Annotated in this window: 15 protein-coding genes, 1 tRNA gene and 1 pseudogene; 7 read left to right on the forward strand and 10 right to left on the reverse strand. The window is 34.2% G+C overall.

Annotation, left to right across the window (positions count from 1 at the left end):
- Window positions 1–127: 127 nt before the first annotated feature.
- The 3 genes from HGO49_RS01845 to HGO49_RS01855 all read right to left on the reverse strand — a co-directional run bounded on the left by HGO49_RS01845 (window position 128) and on the right by HGO49_RS01855 (window position 6,451).
- The gene (locus HGO49_RS01845; RefSeq protein ID WP_017531787.1) at window positions 128–2,797 is read right to left on the reverse strand and encodes a 2-oxoglutarate dehydrogenase E1 component; all 2,670 of its coding nucleotides are present in this window, start codon (window positions 2,795–2,797) and stop codon (window positions 128–130) included.
- A gap of 281 nt (window positions 2,798–3,078) precedes the next feature.
- A complete protein-coding gene (locus tag HGO49_RS01850) occupies window positions 3,079–4,419 on the reverse strand; it encodes an ankyrin repeat domain-containing protein (RefSeq protein ID WP_017531788.1) in 1,341 nt (446 codons plus the stop codon).
- A 250-nt stretch (window positions 4,420–4,669) separates the two neighbouring features.
- Entirely contained in the window at window positions 4,670–6,451 is a 1,782-nt protein-coding gene (locus HGO49_RS01855) for an AAA family ATPase (RefSeq protein WP_017531789.1), read from the reverse strand.
- Window positions 6,452–7,108: 657 nt separating this feature from the next.
- Here HGO49_RS01855 and HGO49_RS01860 point away from each other — a divergent pair.
- Window positions 7,109–7,321: a hypothetical protein gene (locus HGO49_RS01860; RefSeq protein ID WP_017531790.1), complete on the forward strand. Its 213-nt coding sequence runs from the start codon at window positions 7,109–7,111 to the stop codon at window positions 7,319–7,321.
- A 19-nt stretch (window positions 7,322–7,340) separates the two neighbouring features.
- Here HGO49_RS01860 and purH read toward each other — a convergent pair whose 3' ends face one another.
- On the reverse strand, window positions 7,341–8,849 hold the full coding sequence (gene purH / locus HGO49_RS01865) for a bifunctional phosphoribosylaminoimidazolecarboxamide formyltransferase/IMP cyclohydrolase (RefSeq protein WP_017531791.1): 1,509 nt from the start codon (window positions 8,847–8,849) through the stop codon (window positions 7,341–7,343).
- A gap of 215 nt (window positions 8,850–9,064) precedes the next feature.
- On the opposite strand from purH, the gene HGO49_RS01870 reads away from it, so the two are divergent.
- A complete protein-coding gene (locus tag HGO49_RS01870; RefSeq protein ID WP_160142693.1) occupies window positions 9,065–9,241 on the forward strand; it encodes a hypothetical protein in 177 nt (58 codons plus the stop codon).
- 64 nt (window positions 9,242–9,305) lie between these two features.
- Here HGO49_RS01870 and fmt read toward each other — a convergent pair whose 3' ends face one another.
- From fmt to HGO49_RS01895, 5 genes are all read right to left on the reverse strand, one after another.
- Window positions 9,306–10,205, reverse strand: a complete 900-nt coding sequence (fmt, locus tag HGO49_RS01875; RefSeq protein ID WP_026092601.1) for a methionyl-tRNA formyltransferase — start codon at window positions 10,203–10,205, stop codon at window positions 9,306–9,308.
- Between the two features lie 14 nt (window positions 10,206–10,219).
- Window positions 10,220–10,585 (reverse strand): 50S ribosomal protein L20, encoded by a 366-nt coding sequence (gene rplT / locus HGO49_RS01880; RefSeq protein WP_017531794.1) that lies wholly within the window; start codon window positions 10,583–10,585, stop codon window positions 10,220–10,222.
- Between the two features lie 21 nt (window positions 10,586–10,606).
- On the reverse strand, window positions 10,607–10,813 hold the full coding sequence (rpmI, locus tag HGO49_RS01885; protein ID WP_006013548.1) for a 50S ribosomal protein L35: 207 nt from the start codon (window positions 10,811–10,813) through the stop codon (window positions 10,607–10,609).
- 98 nt (window positions 10,814–10,911) lie between these two features.
- Entirely contained in the window at window positions 10,912–11,355 is a 444-nt protein-coding gene (locus HGO49_RS01890) for a PAS domain-containing protein (RefSeq protein WP_017531795.1), read from the reverse strand.
- 205 nt (window positions 11,356–11,560) lie between these two features.
- Window positions 11,561–12,322, reverse strand: a complete 762-nt coding sequence (locus HGO49_RS01895) for a hypothetical protein (RefSeq protein WP_017531796.1) — start codon at window positions 12,320–12,322, stop codon at window positions 11,561–11,563.
- Between the two features lie 181 nt (window positions 12,323–12,503).
- On the opposite strand from HGO49_RS01895, the pseudogene HGO49_RS01900 reads away from it, so the two are divergent.
- Window positions 12,504–13,363 (forward strand): annotated as a pseudogene (locus HGO49_RS01900) (IS982 family transposase).
- 218 nt (window positions 13,364–13,581) lie between these two features.
- On the opposite strand, the gene HGO49_RS01905 reads toward HGO49_RS01900, so the two are convergent.
- On the reverse strand, window positions 13,582–14,538 hold the full coding sequence (locus HGO49_RS01905; RefSeq protein WP_017531827.1) for a hypothetical protein: 957 nt from the start codon (window positions 14,536–14,538) through the stop codon (window positions 13,582–13,584).
- Window positions 14,539–14,757: 219 nt separating this feature from the next.
- On the opposite strand from HGO49_RS01905, the gene alaS reads away from it, so the two are divergent.
- From alaS to HGO49_RS01925, 4 genes are all read left to right on the forward strand, one after another.
- Window positions 14,758–17,328, forward strand: coding sequence for an alanine--tRNA ligase (alaS, locus tag HGO49_RS01910; protein WP_017531828.1), 2,571 nt, complete (start codon window positions 14,758–14,760; stop codon window positions 17,326–17,328).
- A gap of 258 nt (window positions 17,329–17,586) precedes the next feature.
- Complete coding sequence (locus HGO49_RS01915) at window positions 17,587–17,859, forward strand: hypothetical protein (RefSeq protein ID WP_017531829.1); 273 nt, start codon at window positions 17,587–17,589, stop codon at window positions 17,857–17,859.
- A 26-nt stretch (window positions 17,860–17,885) separates the two neighbouring features.
- Window positions 17,886–18,572: an ankyrin repeat domain-containing protein gene (locus HGO49_RS07210; protein WP_237398595.1), complete on the forward strand. Its 687-nt coding sequence runs from the start codon at window positions 17,886–17,888 to the stop codon at window positions 18,570–18,572.
- Between the two features lie 432 nt (window positions 18,573–19,004).
- Window positions 19,005–19,076, forward strand: a tRNA-Asn gene (locus HGO49_RS01925).
- The last annotated feature ends 43 nt before the right edge of the window (window positions 19,077–19,119 follow it).

The raw sequence follows: 19,119 nt of genomic DNA on the forward strand, positions 1-19,119 counted from the left end.
CTTAATAAATATTATACTTTTATAAAAAAATAAAAGTCTTTTTATATTTGTATGAGTATATAAAAGGTTTGATTGTTGTAAGTTATCTAAGTGCTAGAGTCTAATTAATAAGTCTGCTTGAAGCCGCTCAGTGTTTGTACAGTTGTACCTGCGCAACTTGCTTCAAAATTTCTGCTTGTTGCTGAGCATGGATATTAGCATAACCACATGCAGGAGATGCAGCAGCAGGTCTTGCAATGCACTTAGGTCTTTTTGCTTGAGCATTGAGGCCAGACAATACCTCTTCTATCAATGGGTTGACAAAGAACCATCCTCCCATATTTTTTGGTTCCTCTTGACACCATATAATTTCAGCGTTCTTATATTTTTCAAGTTCACTGCCTAGTTTATCGGCCGGGAATGGATAAAATTGTTCTAAACGCACTACTGCTATATCGTTTATTTTTTGTGCTTCAAGCATTTCAATTATGTCGTAATAGACTTTACCACTGCATATTACAACTTTACGTATTTTATCACTTGCAACTAAACCTGTTCTACACTCTGGAATTACCGTGAGAAATTCTCCTTCAAAGTCAGAAAGGTTAGAAACTGCCATTTTATGACGCAATAGTGATTTAGGTGTAAACACCACTAAAGGCTTACGAAAATCTCGATTAATTTGTCGGCGCAAAACATGAAAGTAATTTGCTGGAGTAGAGCAATTAACTACTTGCATATTATCCTCTGCGCAGAGTTGCAAAAATCTCTCTATACGAGCAGAACTATGCTCAGGCCCCTGCCCTTCATAACCATGAGGCAAAAGTAAAACTAGACCACTTGATCGCAACCACTTTGTTTCTGCAGATGAGATAAATTGGTCGATCATGATTTGTGCACCATTTGCAAAATCACCAAATTGCCCTTCCCAGAGCACCAGTGAATATGGAGAGTCAAGGCTATATCCATATTCAAAACCCATCACAGCATACTCAGATAGTGCGCTATCTATAACTTCAAAGCGAGCTTGCTTCTCACTTATATTGTTTAGTGGAATAAACTCTTCTTCCGTTACTTGATCAACAAGCCTTGAGTGACGATGCGAGAAAGTCCCACGACCAGAATCTTGTCCTGACAAGCGCACTCCTATTCCTTCTTTAAGCAATGACGCGAATGCAAGACTTTCAGCAGTTGCCCAGTCTATGTTGCTACCGGAATTTATACTGTCTATTCTTCCATCAAGTATTTTTCTGACTTTATTATTGAGATTAAAACTACTTGGAATATTGCTATTTATGTGTACGCCCAATTTTTTTAGCTCATCTGGTGAGATACCAGAATCTGTATAATATTCGCTCAAATCATTTAACTTTGCTCTCCTGAGTTTTAACCACACTCCATCAAACCAGTCAGCTTTCTTCGGAGTATAAGTCGTTGACTCAGTAAGGCTTTTATCCAATCTTGTTCTAAATTCGCTGCGTAATTTACTTACTTCATCGCTACCTAGCACTTTCTCTGCAGTCAGCTTCTCTTCGTAAAGCGTGCCTGGAGTTTTATGCTTTGATATTGCTTTATACATAAGTGGCTGAGTAAAATTTGGTTCATCGCCTTCATTATGGCCATATTTGCGGTAGCATATTATGTCAATCACCACATCCTTTTTAAATTTCTGCACATACTCCATTGCCAAACTCGCGGCAAAACTCACGGCTTCTGGATTATCTCCATTAACATGAAATATTGGAGCTTCTATTGATTTTGCTACATCAGTACAATAAAAAGAAGAGCGTGCACAACGAGGATTCGCAGTAAAACCAACTTGGTTATTGATGACAATATGCACGATACCACCAACTTTATAACCTTCAATGTTGCTCAAAGTCAGGGTTTCAGCAACCACTCCCTGCCCGATAAAAGCTGCATCACCATGAATTGATATTCCAAGCACAGATCTCATATTTTGTTTTGCCCTTACTCTTCCAGCTAGAACCGGATTTACCGCCTCAAGGTGAGATGGGTTAGGACATAAACTTAAGTGTATTTTTTTACCACCAGCAAGTGCTCGATCAGAAGAGTAACCAAGGTGATATTTGACATCACCAGACACCTCAAGACTACTTGGATATGCAAGGTTGCCTTGAAATTCAGACAGCATTGCCGTATATTCTTTCCCCATCACTTTGGTTAGAACATTAAGCCGTCCTCGGTGGGCCATACCAAGAACTATTTCTTCAATACCAAAAGCTGCAGAATCACTAATAACTCTTTCAATTGCAACAATGGCTGACTCCCCACCTTCGATAGAAAAACGCTTATATCCAGGAAATTTCATATGGAGAAATTGCTCGAACACCTCAGATTCGATTAAGTGCCTCAGTATTTCTTTTTTATCCTGAGGGCTTAGCGTATAGACCTGATTTTCAATTTTCTCCTGCAGCCAAACTCTTTCCTCATAAGAGGAAATATGCATAAATTCAAAACCGATATTATTGCAGTAAATATCTCTGTAGGTTTTAGTGTCACTTGTAGGAGAAAGATTTAAGTATTTTTGATAATCTATTTCCTTATTTATATTCGGTGATAATGGATTTAAGTCTGCAAAAAAGTGACCATAAGATCTGAAAAAATTTGCTAAATCATCAGCATCTACCTTGGCTTCATTCTGTGCTCTGCAGGGTTCGGCTTTATTAACTTCTAAATTGCTCGAAAAAATTCTGTACCAATCTTCTCCAATTGATTTATCGCCTTGCAAGTAACGGCTATAAATTTCTTCCACAAATTCTGCATTGTCACCATAAAGGCAGCTTAAACTTGGCATAATCACTATAAAAGATATCAAATACTTATAAGTATACCTTAAGTTTTTTAAAAAAGAACTTTTTTGATCTTTGTAGATTAAGCTAATGCATTACCGCTTTCTCACAGATGTACGAACATTCATTTTTGAAGGTAAACTGCACAGCAAATGTTCAGTGCATGACACCATTTATTTTTATGGTTTTGTTTATTTTATTTTGCCACTCTGCTAAACGAATACATTTAATTTCATTTTTATCGAACAGATAATTGTCATATATTAGCTTAGTTCTCCTGTTGTACTTAAATATAAATCAGCATATCCCTAATTTTTTTATACATTTTACTTCTTTCTCTATATTTAATAATAGGCTTGAAAATAAATGGTAAACCTATAATTGTTAAGCTTAGAGCTAGGATTGAAAATACACAAAAGGCTTTGTGTTTACTATGTAGCTCTTTCAAGTAAAGCATCAAAAATCTACAGAATTTTTTGTAATTTTCTTCAATATTTTTTTTGCTATGAGCCTTGTCAATAAACATACCTATTGCGGTATAATCTTTACTACACTTAATTGCCCCTTTTTCTATTAATAGCTGAGCTATGTCAAAATAATCCCTTTGAATAGTAAGATGCAGAGGTGTAAAACCTTGTTGATCACAAATATTCATATTGGCTTTTACTGCTAACAACATTCTTACAATTTCTACATGGCCTTTTTTAGCTGCAAGTAGCAGAGGAGTTCTGTTGCATCTAGTGACGGCATTAACGTTTACCTTAAGCTCCAATAAGAACTTAACTGCTTTAGTATCACCATTGTAGCTAGCTTTATGTAACCTGGTGTTACCGATACAATCTTGGTCATCTGCTTCTATTCCCTTTGAAACAAGAAATGTTACCATCTTTCCATTATTATGCTCAATAGCGCAATCCAGCGCATCAAAGCCATGTTTGTTTTTTGTGCAAATAAACTCTTTTAACCTAGCTTTTGCTTGCTTTACAATAAGCTTTACCAGTTGCATTTTGTTGTTATATGCTGCTAGAAAAAGCGTAGTATTATTTTCTGCATCTTTTGCTTCTATGTTTGCACCTTTCTTTATCAGATATTCTATAATCTCTGCTCTACTTTCATAATGTGTAGTACATTGATAAATGGTCAAAAATAAAGGAGTACGAAAGTTGTTATCTTCACATTCAAGATTTGCTCCGCTATCAATTAAAATCTGGACGCTCTTTTTAGAACCGTATAATGAAGCTATGTGAAGAGGAGTATAGCCTTCCTCAGCATCTTTTTCATTAATTTTTGCGCCTTTTGCTATTAAAAAATCCATTAATTCTGTGTCATCTTGTAGTGTAGCAAGGTGAAGTGGAGTAAATCCATTTTTATCTCTAGAATTAATTGTCAGTTGATTAACAAGAAGTTTAGCAATTTTTTTGTGTCCATGCATAATAGCATAATGCAGTGGATTTCTATTTTCGTTGTCCACAACATTAAAGTCAGCTTCGTGTTCTAATAATGATTTTACTCCAACTAAATCGCCTTCTTTTGTAAACTTATGTAAGAGAGTGACTCCGCTTACATCTTTTGAGTTAATATCAAATCCACTTTCTACCAATTGATGTATGTCTTCCTCACACGCCATACCATTTTAATTAAACCCTTTTCGCATTAACAATACTCCCACTTAATTAAGTTTGAATGAATCTGTAAGAGAGATATAAACGTTAGGGAGATTTGTGATAAATAGTAAGAAAAAGAACAGAAAGTCAAAATCTATCTAACACAATTAAAATCACTATTTTACCTGCTTTCTCTGTACTCTATCTCTACTTTTGCATTTACATTCGCTGAATCACTTTCCTGCTTTACAATAAAGCAGCTCCATATGTTTTCTATGCACTTTTATTAAGCATTTTGCTCAAATTTGCAAAATTCACAATATTGTTCAACAACTCCATCTTACTATCCACTTGCTCATTCTCAACCTTTTTAGATTTAAGATCTTTAAGTACATTATTGAAATCATCCATGTTCACTGTCACTTTTAGCTCTTCATCTTCTGACTCTTCTTCGCAAATCTGATCTACAGCATGAAGTTTTGCTTCATTTACCAAATTTTCTAGATCAGCTCCTGAAAAACCATTAGTTTCTTCTGCAAGTTTTGCTAGATTTACATCTGGTTCCATTGGCACTTTCTCCGTATAAAGACCCAATATTTTTTCACGTAGGCTTTTATCTGGTAAAATAATTTCAATATGTTTAGAGAGGCGACCTGATCTAATTACTGCTTCATCTAAACTTTCTAGACGATTAGTTGCAGCAATGACTGTCACGCCTTCTATAGGATTAAAACCATCAAGTTCATGTAAAAACTGATTTACAATTCGGTTGCGTTCTTCGTCATTGTATGCATTATTATTACTACGTTTTGTACAAACAGCATCTATTTCATCTATAAAGACTATGCAAGGAGCATTTTCTCTCGCTTTTGCAAAAAGATCTTTTATGTAATGTGCGCTTTGTCCAGCATATTTTTGCATACATTCAGATCCAGAAACGCTAATAAATTTAGCATTAGCTTCACATGCAATTGCACGAGCAATAAGAGTTTTACCATTTCCAGGTGGACCATATAAAATATAGCCTGTTGGCATTTTGCAACTTAGCATTTCAAGAGCTTTCTTCTTCTTCTCTGATATATGACCACAAATCATTTTTAACTCTTTTCTTACTTCATCTGAAACAATAACATCATCAAGTGTTACTTTTTTCTGCTTGTCTGGATCAACTATCTCTATTCTAGAAGAGCCTTTTATTGCACAAACAAGATCATTTAATTCTTTTGAGTGCGTTGCTTTATTAACCGATTTTTTTTCATCACTCACTTCTTCAATATTTATTATGTTTGAATCTTGCCCGTTTTTAATCTCATTTTCAGCATCCAATTCAGCCGCTTTGTACGTAATATATTTAGCTATAGATGCAAATGCATACAAAATACTTACACACAATAACACCTTTAATACAGGCACATCAGGTACAATTAAATTAACCGCAACAATTGATGTTGCCATAGCAGCACCTAACAACAACATTGAGCCAAAAACAATATAACCTTGAATTTTCGCTTTTTTCAGCTGCATTAAGTATCCAGAACCATTAGGATGCTCGAATGCATAAATATTCACTGCAGTTTTACCATGAAAATTCTTTAACCAAGGATCTGCATTTTTTCTTATTAGAATTGATATTGTTTTTCTACTTCCATTATTTGCAGCACAATGCAAAGGAGTATTGCCCTCTTTATCCATTACATTAACACTTATTCCTCTATTTAAGAAAAATTCTACCACTTCAGCATGACCATTTTCAGCGGCTAAATGTAAAGGAATCTTCTCGCACTTACTATCTTTCTTATTAACATCAGCTCCTACTGCTACCAGGACTTTTGCTACGTTTTCAAAGCCACGTCTAGCAGCTACGTGCAACAATGTAAGTTCTTGACTAAATAAATGATTTACATCAAATTCAACTTTCTTCCACTCTTCATGTAGATCTTGATTCTGTTTCTTTAGTTCTTCTTGTATTTTCTCAATTATATTATTGAGATTTAAATCTTTCTCAGCCTCAATCGTCCTCAGTACTTTTTCCAGTGATTCATATTCTCCTGTCATAATTTTACCTTCAATATTAAAAGAGTTATTTAATTATTACATAATTATGATAAAAAGTCAATTAAAACAAGCTAATAACTGGGATTGTGAATAGTAAATTAGATTCAAGTGGCCTCTGTGGTGTCATTCCAGTGCGTGACACTGGAATCCAGATCAAGTACGGCTATCATCCAAATGTTGTTATTCAAGCAGCCCCTTCGTTTTCATCCCAGTACCCGGACACTGGGATCCAGGAACCAGCGTCAAGCACTGGAATGACACCCATGCTCTTTTCGCTATAAATATTAAAAAATTTACCAGGCAAAAGAAGCCCCGTGTAAATAGTTGTTCCACTCTTTATTTTTTAAATTTGACGTTGGGTAATGTCTTAAACAGACTGTTTCAGTTTGTATAGGGAAAAGCCCGAAGTTTTTATAAAGACATAGTATGTACATAGTACAAAAACAGTACGCTAAATACAAGTCTTCTTGTCGTTTTAATCTATACAGATTGGGAAGTTAAATAGTATAGCTTCACCTTCTCTGTAAGACATTTTAGCCATAATGGCTAATTTCTGGAGGATGAAGCACTTAAACTAGTTGCTATTGATAGTAATGATGCTTTCATGGCTGAAATAGAAAATAGCAAAGACATATCTGTTGTGCCTACTTCTAATCAGTGGCTTACAGCAAAAATCTTACTTCTTTCGATCATCAGATTAAGTCTACTCCAGCGGATATAGTAAGGATTTCTGATAGGTGGTTGATTTTTGACGAGCATGGAATAAAGAATATTGTTAAGGCTAATGCAGAACCAAAAGAGGGAATGTTCAAAAAAGTATGTCAAACCGAATTTTTAGTTCAACTCAATTTTCAATCTGTGGGGGTATAATTTTGACAGGATACAAAGCTTAATGGAGAAAGTTACGAATATCAGTGAAAAACATGGCAATTTTATTCTCATTTGCAGCTGCTATCACGTCTTGATCTTTCAATGAGCCACCTGGCTGAATTATAGCTGTAATTCCATGCTTTGCACTTTCTACTATACTATCTGGAAATGGAAAAAATGCATCCGAAGCAAGCGCTGCGCCTTTACATTTTTCACCTGCTTTTTTTACTGCAATATTCACACTATCTATTCTGCTTGTTTGTCCTGCACCGATGCCAATAGCACAACCGTCTTTTGCTATCACTATTGCATTGGATTTTACATGTTTACATATTTTCCAAGCAAAAATAAGATCCTCTTTTTCTGTTATAGTACATTCTGTTACTTGACTAATTTCTCCCATTACGTGGTTATTATTTTCCTGTACTAAGAACCCACCAACAACGTTTTTAACTTGGTACTTCTCATTTTGTTGAAAAGGTTTATGAATAATCACTCTCAGATTTTTCTTTTTTTGCAAAACTTTTAGCGCTTCGCTATTAACTGATGGCGCTATCACTACCTCCAAAAATATCTCATTTAGCTTTTCTGCTAGCTTTAAATCTATCTCCCGATTGAAAGCAACTATTCCACCAAAACTGCTTATTTCATCACATGATAGAGCTTTTTCATATGCTTTTAAAGCACTATCACTAACAGCAGCGCCACATGGATTATTGTGCTTTATTATCACTGCTGCAGGTTCTTGAAACTCAGAAATTATGTTAAGTGCAGACTCTATGTCGACTATATTATTATAGCTCAACTCTTTTCCATGTATTTTCTCCAGTGGATATTTGCTAAATTGATTACTATAAAATGCAGCTTTTTGATGAGGATTTTCACCATACCTGAGTCCTTGTGCTTTACATCCATATAAAGTAAAAAACTCTGGTAACTCATTGCTTTTACCCTGTGATAAAAACCAATTGTAAATATTAGAATCATACTGTGCAGTCAGAGCAAATGCTTTAGTTGCTAGATGTTTTCTATATTCTAATGTTGTCTGATTGTTATTTTTGATCATCTCAGCTTTCAGTGTTTCGTAATCTTGAATGCTAGAAATCACTGAAGTGAAATGAAAGTTTTTTGCTGTAGCTCTAATTAATGCTACTCCACCTATATCTATTTGTTCTATGATTTGCTCCTCACTTGAGTTGCTATTAACCGTTTTCCAAAATGGATATAAGTTAGTTATAAGCAGATCTATCGGCTTAATTTCTAGATTCTGCATTTCCTTTTTGTGCCTTTTTCGATCACAGAGTATTCCTCCGTGAATTTTAGGATGTAAAGTTTTCACTCTGCCATCTAGTATTTCTGGAAATTGCGTGTAATCTGAAACTTCTTGCGTTTTTATTCCCGCACCTGATAGCACTTTATAAGTATTCCCTGTTGAGAGAATTTCTATTTGTTGCTGCATCAAAAACAATGCAAGTTCAATTATATTTGTCTTATCGTATACTGATATTAAAGCTCTTTTAATTTTCATATGGAAGGTTTCTTAAGATTATATCTAAGAAAAGAAAATTTGTCTATATATAGCTACTACGTCATACCGCCGCGGTATCTCGTTGTAGACTCCGCTATAGCTGTACGAACATTCATTTTTGAAGGTAAATTGCACAGCAAATGGTCAGTGTTTGGCACCGGAGTTTAGTCTTTATTATACAGCCACTTATTTAAAGTTAAGTTTCCTGGATCCCAGTGTCAAGCACTGGGATGACAAGAAGAGAGCACTGGGATAATAAAGAAGGCACTGGCATGACATCATCCTTTTTTCTGGATCCAAGTAGTCATGGCACTGCCTTTGTGTTTGAGGCAAAACCTGCTATAACATTTAACACACTGCTTTCACAAACAAATGTTCGTACAGTTGTGTAACAAGCAGCGGAATACCAAATTGTAGAAGTTGCTTTAGCCCTACTAACCTTCCCTTCAAAGTAACCTATTCTATAAATCTTTTTGCCACACTTGACTTTAAGCCACGAACAAAATCTTCAATGTTGCAAGGATTTCTTCCTTCCATTTGCACAACTTTAGGAATTAAAGTGCCACCTTTTAAACTGATGTGCATATTATCATTAATGACCTCACCTTGTTCTGAAGAAAAAGCTTCAAAGTCAGCATCAAGTATTCTGATACGTTTATTCTCTATCTTAATAAATGATTTTGGATAAAAAGCTTTAACTTTTCTATAAGCAACTTCACAGGTATCACTTGCATAAATTTTATAATCTTCCACTTTGTCAGCGTAACACGCGTCATTATCATTCTGTTTTAAGGGAACTTGCTTTTTAATTTCGTTTAGCACTTCCAGCAGTAAATCACTGCCTAGCTTAGACAATTTATCATGCAAAGTTTTATAATTATCGCTTTTTTCAATAAGAAGTTTTCTCTGTTTTAAAATAGGACCAGAATCTAATCCTTCATCTAATTGCATGATACTGATTCCGGTTTCTTGATCTCCTGCTAAAATTGCATGCTGTATCGGAGCTGCACCACGCCACCTAGGTAGCAATGAAGGGTGAATATTAATACAACCATATTTTGGAGTATTCAAAATTTCTTTTGGAAGTATCAACCCATACGCAGCAACAACTGCAACGTCTGGCTTAAAATTTCTAAACTTTTCTTGCTCTACTGGAGATTTCAAAGAGACAGGAATACATACCTCTATGTCACTTTCTTCAGCAACGACGTGTACTGGGGATTTTGTTAACTTCTGCCCACGCCCTGAAGGTTTTGGAGCCTTGGTGTATACCGCTACTGTTTCGTTATGTGATTTCAATAGTAGACTTAACGTATTAACCGCAAACTCCGGCGACCCCATGAAAATAATTCTCATTAGGTGTTTTTGCTTTAAGAATTTTCTACTAGTTTACTATTTACAGTTTCTATTAATTTAGCAAAATCATCCTTATAATTAACAGCCATCTCAGCAAGAATTTTTCTATTCAAATCAACTCCAGCAAGTTTAAGACCATGCATAAACCTACCATAAGTAAGTCCATGTTCTCTTGCCGCTGCATTAATACGTATTATCCACAAACCACGAAAATCACGTTTGCGATTTCTTCTGTCTCTGTAAGAATATTGGAGTGCTTTTTCAACCCTTTGTAATGCAATTCTATAACAATTCTTTGCCCGTCCTCTATAACCCTTTGCTAGTTTCAATATTTTTTTATGACGAGCATGAGTAGTGACTCCACGTTTTACTCGAGCCATTTTTATTTTACCTCCATTTTGTTAAATACCATAAGGCATATAAAGCTTAACTATGCGTGAGTCAGATTTATTGAGAATCGTTGTACCGCGTTGATTACGAATATTAGATTTACTTCTCTTTACCATGCCATGTCTCTTACCTGACTGAGTAGAGATGACTTTACCCTTAGCTGTAAGGTGAAAGCGCTTTTTGACAGAAGATTTGGTTTTTAATTTTATTTTCGTCATATTCTAAACAAATTTACAAACACCACTATTTAGTTCTTTATTAGTAATTAAGTATGAGTATAGATAATTTTATTAAAGAATCAAATTAAAATTGTGTTTTAGAGGAGCTTAAATGTAATTACACCCAATATATGTGTTATACCTTCTTTATCTCCAATTGGCAACAATACTTGCCTCATTTTAACACTTTCACTTTCTTCCTCCTCATTGATTGGGCATTTACTCTCTATTACAGTCTCAAGTTTATCAATAACTGCATCTATTTTATATAGCCGCAAAAATGGTGCATCAATTGCATACTTATCATCGATGTACATCTTTTTTTCAAAACCATAGAATTCAATAGCTTTTTCTCCTGCATTTTCACAAATATAACCTCGATCTTTAACTTCAATGATAAAACAATGCTGCCATGACTCCATGATTTCTGCAGTGTCTATTTCATGTCTTTCTGGCCATTCTCTATCTGATCCTTTTATATCACTCCAATGTTGAGTAACTATATTCACTATTCTTCTTTCTTTGCCTGCATAATTTTCCATTCGAAATTCCACATATAAAACACAGATATGAGGTAAACTTATCGTGAATGTATTGATTTTTTCTTACTAAAGGATGTAGATTATTGAAAATTCTCATCCTGTTTACACAACAGGTAATGATAAATTAAGTATAATAATTAGAGCATAAAAATTATCAAATGAGGAAACTGTGAAATAAAAAAATTCTATTTTTGCAATATTTTGGCTAACTAATAGAATTAGTTCCACTTTCTAAAGTTATTGCACTTAATAAATAACTAGATGAAGTTTCTTCCTTAGCACTACTATGGCTTTTATTTTTTCTATTATAAAACCAACATTTAAATGGTACAGCTGCTGCGATAGCTGCTACCAAAGCTACTGTTACTGCTAACATACCTACTGTGAACACTATATTATTTTTCTCGTTTGAAGGTGTTTCCAATAATTTAAACTCTCTCAAGTTTGTATCATGAATCATAGGATTACCCAAAATATTCGTCGTATTTTGAACACTTTCTATATTTCGCATTGTAATTCCATTGCTAGCGTTTGATTTTTTCATTTCTTCCATTACTTGTTTTAAGTTTGGTAGTTCTGCTGTTGTATTTTCAATATCACCAGCTTCCAGCTTTTGCAAGTTCTCATTACTCAAAAACTCTTTGAGATACTTTTCATAAAACTCTTTGGCATTATATCTTTTATAACTTCGTATTTTTCCACTCTTGAGATCAGAAACAATATCATCAATCATCACTTTTGGATTTTCTGCATGCACTATTTCTCCTTCAGCAACAAGAATACGATAAGATGTATCGTCAAGCATACATACATACTTAAGTTTTAAATCACCTCCTCCCAATAGAAAATATATTGTTCTGTTTTGTTCTACATCTCGCAATTCTGATTCAATACTAATCCATCTATTCCTTTTTTCCTTATTGATTGATCTTTTTTTTCCTACAGTATTTTTAAATCTTCTTGACATATATGACCCCCAAGCTGACCAATATTTCCTTATGTATAAAAGATAAATTATTTAAGTCCACATCTTTTCACTAAGATTTTTATATTTTTATTACCCCAGTTGGGGATTAGAAGTCAGTGAAAAAGCCAGGAAAATAGGGTAAACTCCGGAAACATATTATCAAAAAATAGAGAGGTTACCCATGAATAAAAATGTAACAGAATTATTTTGCTTTGTAGACGATTTTTGCAAGGCTATAAACAAAAATTTCGCAGAAAAACTCCTGCCAAACAGTAAAAAACCTACCAGAACGCCAGGGATTACGCATTCTGAAATTCTTACTATAATTTTACTTTATCAACAATCTAGATGTGAGGACTTTAAATCTTTCTATACATATTATTTGAAAGCACTACATGGATCTGAGTTTCAAAATTTGCCAACATATAGTAGATTTATTAGGCTAAAAGGTATTTAGTGCTCTTGTTAAAGTGGCTTTGTGAGCAGTCAAAAATGACCGGAATTTCGTACATAGATGCAACTTCTATCGCTGTTTGCCATCCAAAAAGAATCTCAAGAAACAAAGTTTTCAAAGGATTGGCAAAGCTTGGAAAGACTACATATGGCTGGTTTTTGGGTTTTAAATTGCATATGGTAATTAATGAAAAAGGTGAAATTCAAGGAGTTACAATGACTAAAGGTAACGTTGACGACAGAAAACCAGTACCAAAATTAACTGAAAAACTGACTGGTCTTTTGTTTGGTGATAAGGGCTATATAAAGAAAGAGCTCTTTGCAAAACTCTTCGATAGAGGAATAAAACTCGTTACCAAAGTAAAAAAAGGTATGAAAAATACATTAATGCTTCTTGAAGAAAAGATTTTTTTAAGAAAAAGGTCGATTATTGAAACAGTTTTTGGTTACCTCAAAAACAGACTTGATCTTGAGCATTCAAGACACAGGTCTCCAATAAATTTCTTGGTGCACATCTTTTCCACATTAGTTTCATATTCTATGAAGCCTAAAAAGCCCTCTATTTCTACATTTTACTGTATTGATTAATCCGCAACTGGGGTTTTTATTATACTAAATAATACATATATTAATATCTGAATTTCTCATTGCAATTTATTATACCTTAGTAAAAACGATATAAAATTAGAGAAAGATTTATAAAAATTTTTGTAAGACAGGAAAATTTCTTCTCCTTTGGTTCCAGAGCATATAAGTGCTGTAAGAGCTAAGTTGATGGCACTGTTGTGCCATCAAACTCTGGAATCTTACTCGACACTAATCTGAGAAGATAGATGTGCTACCGATGTAGCATTGCTGAGCAAAGATTCTATTTCTGATGTAGATCCGGAATGCTCAAATTGAGCTTGTTCAGGAAGGTTTTTCATCGCTTTTTCAACATCGTAGCTACCTTCCCTATTTTTTCTATGCCATACAAAGTATCCTAATCCTGCAAAAGCTACTGCTAGCACTCCACCCAATATACCACCAGCAATCCCTGCTATTCCTATATACTGTCCTCCATTTATTTCGGGTAATTTAGGCCCTTCCACATCTGTGCTATTAAATATAGAATGATCTAACACTTCTTGTGAATTACTATCAAAACGGGAAACACTACTTATATCTTCAGGAGTAATTCCATAACTAGCATTTGATTCTTCTATTTCATTTATTACGTCATTAATCTCTTTAGTAGTTACTTTGCTTGATGCAAAATCGAATTCTTGTTTTGTTAAAGAAGCTGATTCGATAGTTACATCTTCCTGCATCTGATAATCAATTTCTTCAGTAGTAGATTCTCTCAATTGGCTATTTTCATCAGTTCTTTCTTTTAGCTTTTTTGAACTATCCTTACCCAATTCATCTACAAGGTTTTTTAGATATATTTTCTTAAATTCTCTATAATTATATTCTTTACCTTTTTCTATTTCTCCACTCTTAAGACCTAAAATAATTCCATCTATTGTCGATTCACGAATTGCTTGAGGAATGTCTATTGAATTTACTATTCCTGTAACCAAGCCTATCTCAGCTGCTCTAGAAGATATAGAGAGGTCTTTTACTGTTAAATTCTCTCCTTTAATTAAAAATTCTACTCTTCTGTTTTGTTTTATACTTTCCAAGTCAGATACAATTCTAATTGTTGGACCATCCATCTCCTGCTTATTTGTTGTTTCTCTCTTTCGCATGCTATTCTTAGTGTTTTGGAATTTTTTTGGCATTTCACACTCCTTAAATTAATTAACAAAAATATTATTTGAATTAACAAATACTTCTCTATGTTAGTGGATAAAATATTTATATCCATATCTTTTTGTTAAAAATTTTATGTCAAAAGATCATTTTATTATATTTAATAATCTATATATTAATATTTGGATTGATAAATTGATTTTACTTCTGTTACAACTTATTATGCATAGATAACCTCAGTAAAAACGATGAAGCTAAACGAAATTAGAGAAAGATTTATAAAATTTTTTGTAAATAATAATCATGAGCAAGTTCCTTCTTCTCCTTTGATTCCAGAGCATGATCCAACACTCATGTTCACAAATGCTGGTATGGTACAGTTCAAAAACATCTTTACCGGCACGCAAAAAACTGAAATGAAACGTGCCGTCTCAAGTCAAAAGTGTCTCAGAGCAGGTGGTAAACACAATGATCTTGAAAATGTTGGCTATACATCTCGGCATCACACATTTTTTGAAATGCTCGGAAATTTTAGCTTTGGTGATTACTTTAAAGAAACTGCGATAGAATTTGCGTGGAAATTTATTACTGAAGAATTGTCTCTTGATAAAAACAGACTATCCATAACTGTTTACCACACTGATGATGAAGCATATGAAATTTGGCGTAAGATAAGTGGCTTTTCAGATGATAAAATCATAAGAATTACAACAGATGATAACTTTTGGAGCATGGGCAATACTGGTCCATGTGGCCCATGTTCTGAAATCTTTTACGATCATGGAAATTCCGCTTTACATGAAGACGACAGAATTGTTGAAATTTGGAACCTGGTGTTCATGGAATTTAATAAAGATGAAGAAGGTAATTTACAAAAATTACCAAAAAAATGCATCGATACCGGAATGGGTCTTGAAAGAATAGCAGCTGTTATGCAGAACGTTCATGATAACTATGATATCGATCTATTTTCTGCCCTGATAAATAAATCACAAGAATGCTGTGGAAATACGGAAAATAAAGTAGCTCATAAGATTATCGCAGATCACCTTCGTGCAGCTGCATTTCTCATCGCAGAAGGAGTGCTTCCTGGAAATGAAGGAAGAAATTATGTACTACGCAGATTGATCAGGAGAGCAGTACGTTATATCCACCTACTTGGATATAATGATTCTCTATTGAACCTTGTTTTTCCTGCACTCATAGATGGCACAAGTTTGGCTTATATGGGAGATGTTTATCCAGAGCTAATTAGAGCTAAAAGTTTAATAGAAACAACGTTAAAGTCAGAGGAAGAAAACTTTAAAGACACTTTAATGAAAGGCATTAATCTCTTGGACAAATTTACTGCAGATTTAAAATCAGGTGACACTTTGCCTGGAGAATCAGCATTCAAACTATATGACACTTATGGATTTCCTTTTGATATCACACTTGATATTTTGAAAGAAAGGAAAATAAATTTTGACCAGAAGGGTTTTGATAATGCAATGAAAGAGCAAAAAGAAAGAGCACGTGCTAATTGGACTGGATCTGGTGAAAAATCTGTTGAACAAGTATGGTTTAATTTAATCGATCAGTTTGGCAAAACGGAATTTGTTGGTTATGAGCGTGATGAAGTAAAGGATGCAACAGTACTCGCAATAATTTCCTCTAAAAATGAAGTAATTGATTCTGCAAAAGAAGGAGAAAAGATAACTATTATACTTGATAAAACACCTTTTTATGGAGAGTCAGGTGGACAAGTGGGAGATACTGGAAATTTTATAAAGTCTGATGGAAGTACGTTAACAGTGGAAAATACCAACAAGATTAACGACCTATATTTACACAGATGTATAGTTGAATCTGGTTCAGTTCGTAAAGGTGATACAGTTACAGCTAGTATTGACAAAAAAAGAAGACAAGACTTAAGAAGAAATCATTCAGCTACACATCTTATACACTTTGCACTCAGAAAAATCTTAGGTGATCACGTTACTCAAAAAGGTTCTCTAGTCGCACCAAATAGGCTAAGATTTGACTTTAGTCACAATAAGCCAGTCACTCAGGATCAGCTGTTTTCAGTAGAAGATATAGTAAACTCTCTAATCAGAGAAAATCTTTCTACGTCCACAAAAGTTCAAGGTATGGATGAGGCAATAGACGAAGGAGCCATGGCCTTATTTGGTGAAAAATATGGTGACAAGGTTAGGGTTGTAAAAATTGGAGATTCAAAAGAATTATGCGGCGGTACACACGTGGAGCGTACTGGAGAAATTGGTTTGTTTAAGATAGCAGCAGAATGTTCCGTTGCATCTGGAGTAAGAAGAATTGAAGCTTTAACCGGTCAAGAAGCAATTAATTATGTACGCAATAACGAAATTAGCTTAAAAAAAGTTGCAGAATTCGTAAAAGCACCAGTAAATGAAATAACAAGTCGACTCAGTATTTTAAGCCAGGAGCGCAAAGAATTTGAAGTCAAAATAAAAAATCTTTATAAGAAGCTTATCAGTGTAGAAAATGTAAAAAGTACCGAAATAAATGGAATAAATTTCGTAAGCCACACTTTCAATAACGTTCCAGAAAGTATAATAAGGGAATTTGCTCTACAGCAACAAAAACCGAAAACTGTAATAGCCTTCATGGTAACAGAAAAGGATAAAACAGTTTTGATTGTCAAAGTAAGTAAAGATTTAACTAATAAGATCAATGCAAAAGAGCTAGTATCTACTGTAACCAGAAGGGATTGCGGTGGAAATGCCGAACTTGCCCAAACAAGCTGTAATAATGATAATGTTATCACTACTATTGGCAGTAGCTTACAAGAGCTAATGTAGGCTACGCTGTACAGCCGACATAAGAAACAGCGTCCTCATGGATAACACTCTATAAACATTGTTAAGTGTTCCTACGATAACGCATTAAGTATGAACGTTGTGCTCACCAAGAGATGTCAATAATAATAGGAAAGTTCTCTCTTATAGCATCTTTGCTACTAACAATTGCAATTGTTATATATAGCTTGTTCACAATAAATATTGACTATTTAGTACAATACATAATAGTTAAACATCTTTGATGGTAGAGGTAAAATCATGACGATAAAATTTGCAAAATGGAAAAGAGTATTGAGCACAGTCAATGGTAACAAAGATTTAAGTAAAGATAGCGTAATTGAAAAAATACAAGAGAAATTAAGAAGATTTCCAAAGGATTATAACAGGTGGGAGAAAGATAATTTTAATATAGATTATCTGTTTCGCATTAATAGTGATTATAATAATAGCAATGAGGAAGTTGCTTTGTTACATTTGCCGAGGAGTTTTTACCTGTTAGATATGGGCTATTACATCTCGCTACTTACATAGATTGTGAGCATCTGGCAAAAGCCCTCATAGAAAAACATGCAAAGGTTGATGTAATAGGTAGTGATGGATCGACTCCTTTACTTTTGGCTGCTAAACTTGGTAATATAAAACTAGCAAAGGTTTTCATAGAAAATGGTGCAAATGTCAATGTAAGAAATGAATGTGAAAGTGAAGACACTCCTTTACATTGTGCTGTTTGCTTTGGCCATATAGAAGTGGCAAAAACTCTTATAAAAAATGGTGCAAATGTTGATGCAGTCAATAAAAACGGAAACACTCCTTTAGGTTTAGCTACTCAAGAGAATCAGGTAAAGCTGATAAAAATTCTCAAAGAAAGTGGTACAAATGTTGATGAAGTCAATAAAAACGTGTACATTCCTTTAGGTTGCGCTATTCAAAATTACAATAAAGAAGTAGAAGCTTCATTAGATGATATAATAAAGGAATCTTTGAAAGAAAAAGAGAAAATACAGCAAGTAACTAAAAATGTGATTATTGCCGGTGGAACAACTGCATTATTAGGTACTGTTATAGCAGCGGCACTTCTTGCAACTGAAGCAATTGCAATACCTATAATTATAGCAGTGGTTGCAGTCACAGCAGCAGCACTGGTAGTTGGTGGTGCTACATATATGTTGTTGAAGCCTAGTATTAAAGTTGATGAAGCAGTCTTGACAAATGTACATGAAATAAGTGTTCTCACTGCTTCATAGTAGGGAATTTCAGCTCAGCTATTTGACCTGTCACTTCAGAGCACGACAGTGAAATCTAGCTTTTTATCAATATTTTATATAGTGGAAATTAATTTTTCTGAGTACCAGTATCACAAGTACTGGGATAACAGGAGAAGGATTACTTGAAACTGATCTCTTAAATTACTTTAGCTATAAATATTAAAAAAATTGCCAACTAAAAAAAGACAAATAAATCTCCAAGTAGCGAGCTGTATGTGATAACAAGCTCGATTTGGCTGAACAAAGAAAAAATTAAAAGAGACGCCGCCAAACTGAGTTTTTTACTCTAAAAATAAGTATAACAGTGCTACAACTAAGGGAAAGCTAGCAGAACATGATCAGTTGGGTTTAAAGTCTAGATAAAAATCGTTTACAATCGACGCTCAATGTGATAAGTTGAACAAGGTTTATTCCTCGGTAGCTCAGTGGTAGAGCAGTTGGCTGTTAACCAATTGGTCGCTGGTTCGAATCCGGCCCGGGGAGCACTATTTTATACAATCTGTACATTTCACTTTTAGCCCAAAAT

It is taken from the genome of Wolbachia endosymbiont of Diaphorina citri (genome assembly GCF_013096535.2).
Taxonomy (GTDB): Bacteria; Pseudomonadota; Alphaproteobacteria; order Rickettsiales; family Anaplasmataceae; genus Wolbachia.

Excerpts from the sequence above, each read along its gene's own strand:
- HGO49_RS01850 (WP_017531788.1), bottom strand. The coding sequence starts at position 4,419 with ATGGCGTGTGAGGAAGACATACATCAATTGGTAGAAAGTGGATTTGAT.
- HGO49_RS01845 (WP_017531787.1), bottom strand. The coding sequence starts at position 2,797 with ATGCCAAGTTTAAGCTGCCTTTATGGTGACAATGCAGAATTTGTGGAA.
- rpmI (WP_006013548.1), bottom strand. The coding sequence starts at position 10,813 with ATGACGAAAATAAAATTAAAAACCAAATCTTCTGTCAAAAAGCGCTTT.
- HGO49_RS01855 (WP_017531789.1), bottom strand. The coding sequence starts at position 6,451 with ATGACAGGAGAATATGAATCACTGGAAAAAGTACTGAGGACGATTGAG.
- fmt (WP_026092601.1), bottom strand. The coding sequence starts at position 10,205 with ATGAGAATTATTTTCATGGGGTCGCCGGAGTTTGCGGTTAATACGTTA.
- HGO49_RS01905 (WP_017531827.1), bottom strand. The coding sequence starts at position 14,538 with ATGCCAAAAAAATTCCAAAACACTAAGAATAGCATGCGAAAGAGAGAA.
- HGO49_RS01915 (WP_017531829.1), top strand. The coding sequence starts at position 17,587 with ATGACGATAAAATTTGCAAAATGGAAAAGAGTATTGAGCACAGTCAAT.
- alaS (WP_017531828.1), top strand. The coding sequence starts at position 14,758 with ATGAAGCTAAACGAAATTAGAGAAAGATTTATAAAATTTTTTGTAAAT.
- HGO49_RS01895 (WP_017531796.1), bottom strand. The coding sequence starts at position 12,322 with ATGTCAAGAAGATTTAAAAATACTGTAGGAAAAAAAAGATCAATCAAT.
- rplT (WP_017531794.1), bottom strand. The coding sequence starts at position 10,585 with ATGGCTCGAGTAAAACGTGGAGTCACTACTCATGCTCGTCATAAAAAA.
- HGO49_RS01890 (WP_017531795.1), bottom strand. The coding sequence starts at position 11,355 with ATGGAAAATTATGCAGGCAAAGAAAGAAGAATAGTGAATATAGTTACT.
- purH (WP_017531791.1), bottom strand. The coding sequence starts at position 8,849 with ATGAAAATTAAAAGAGCTTTAATATCAGTATACGATAAGACAAATATA.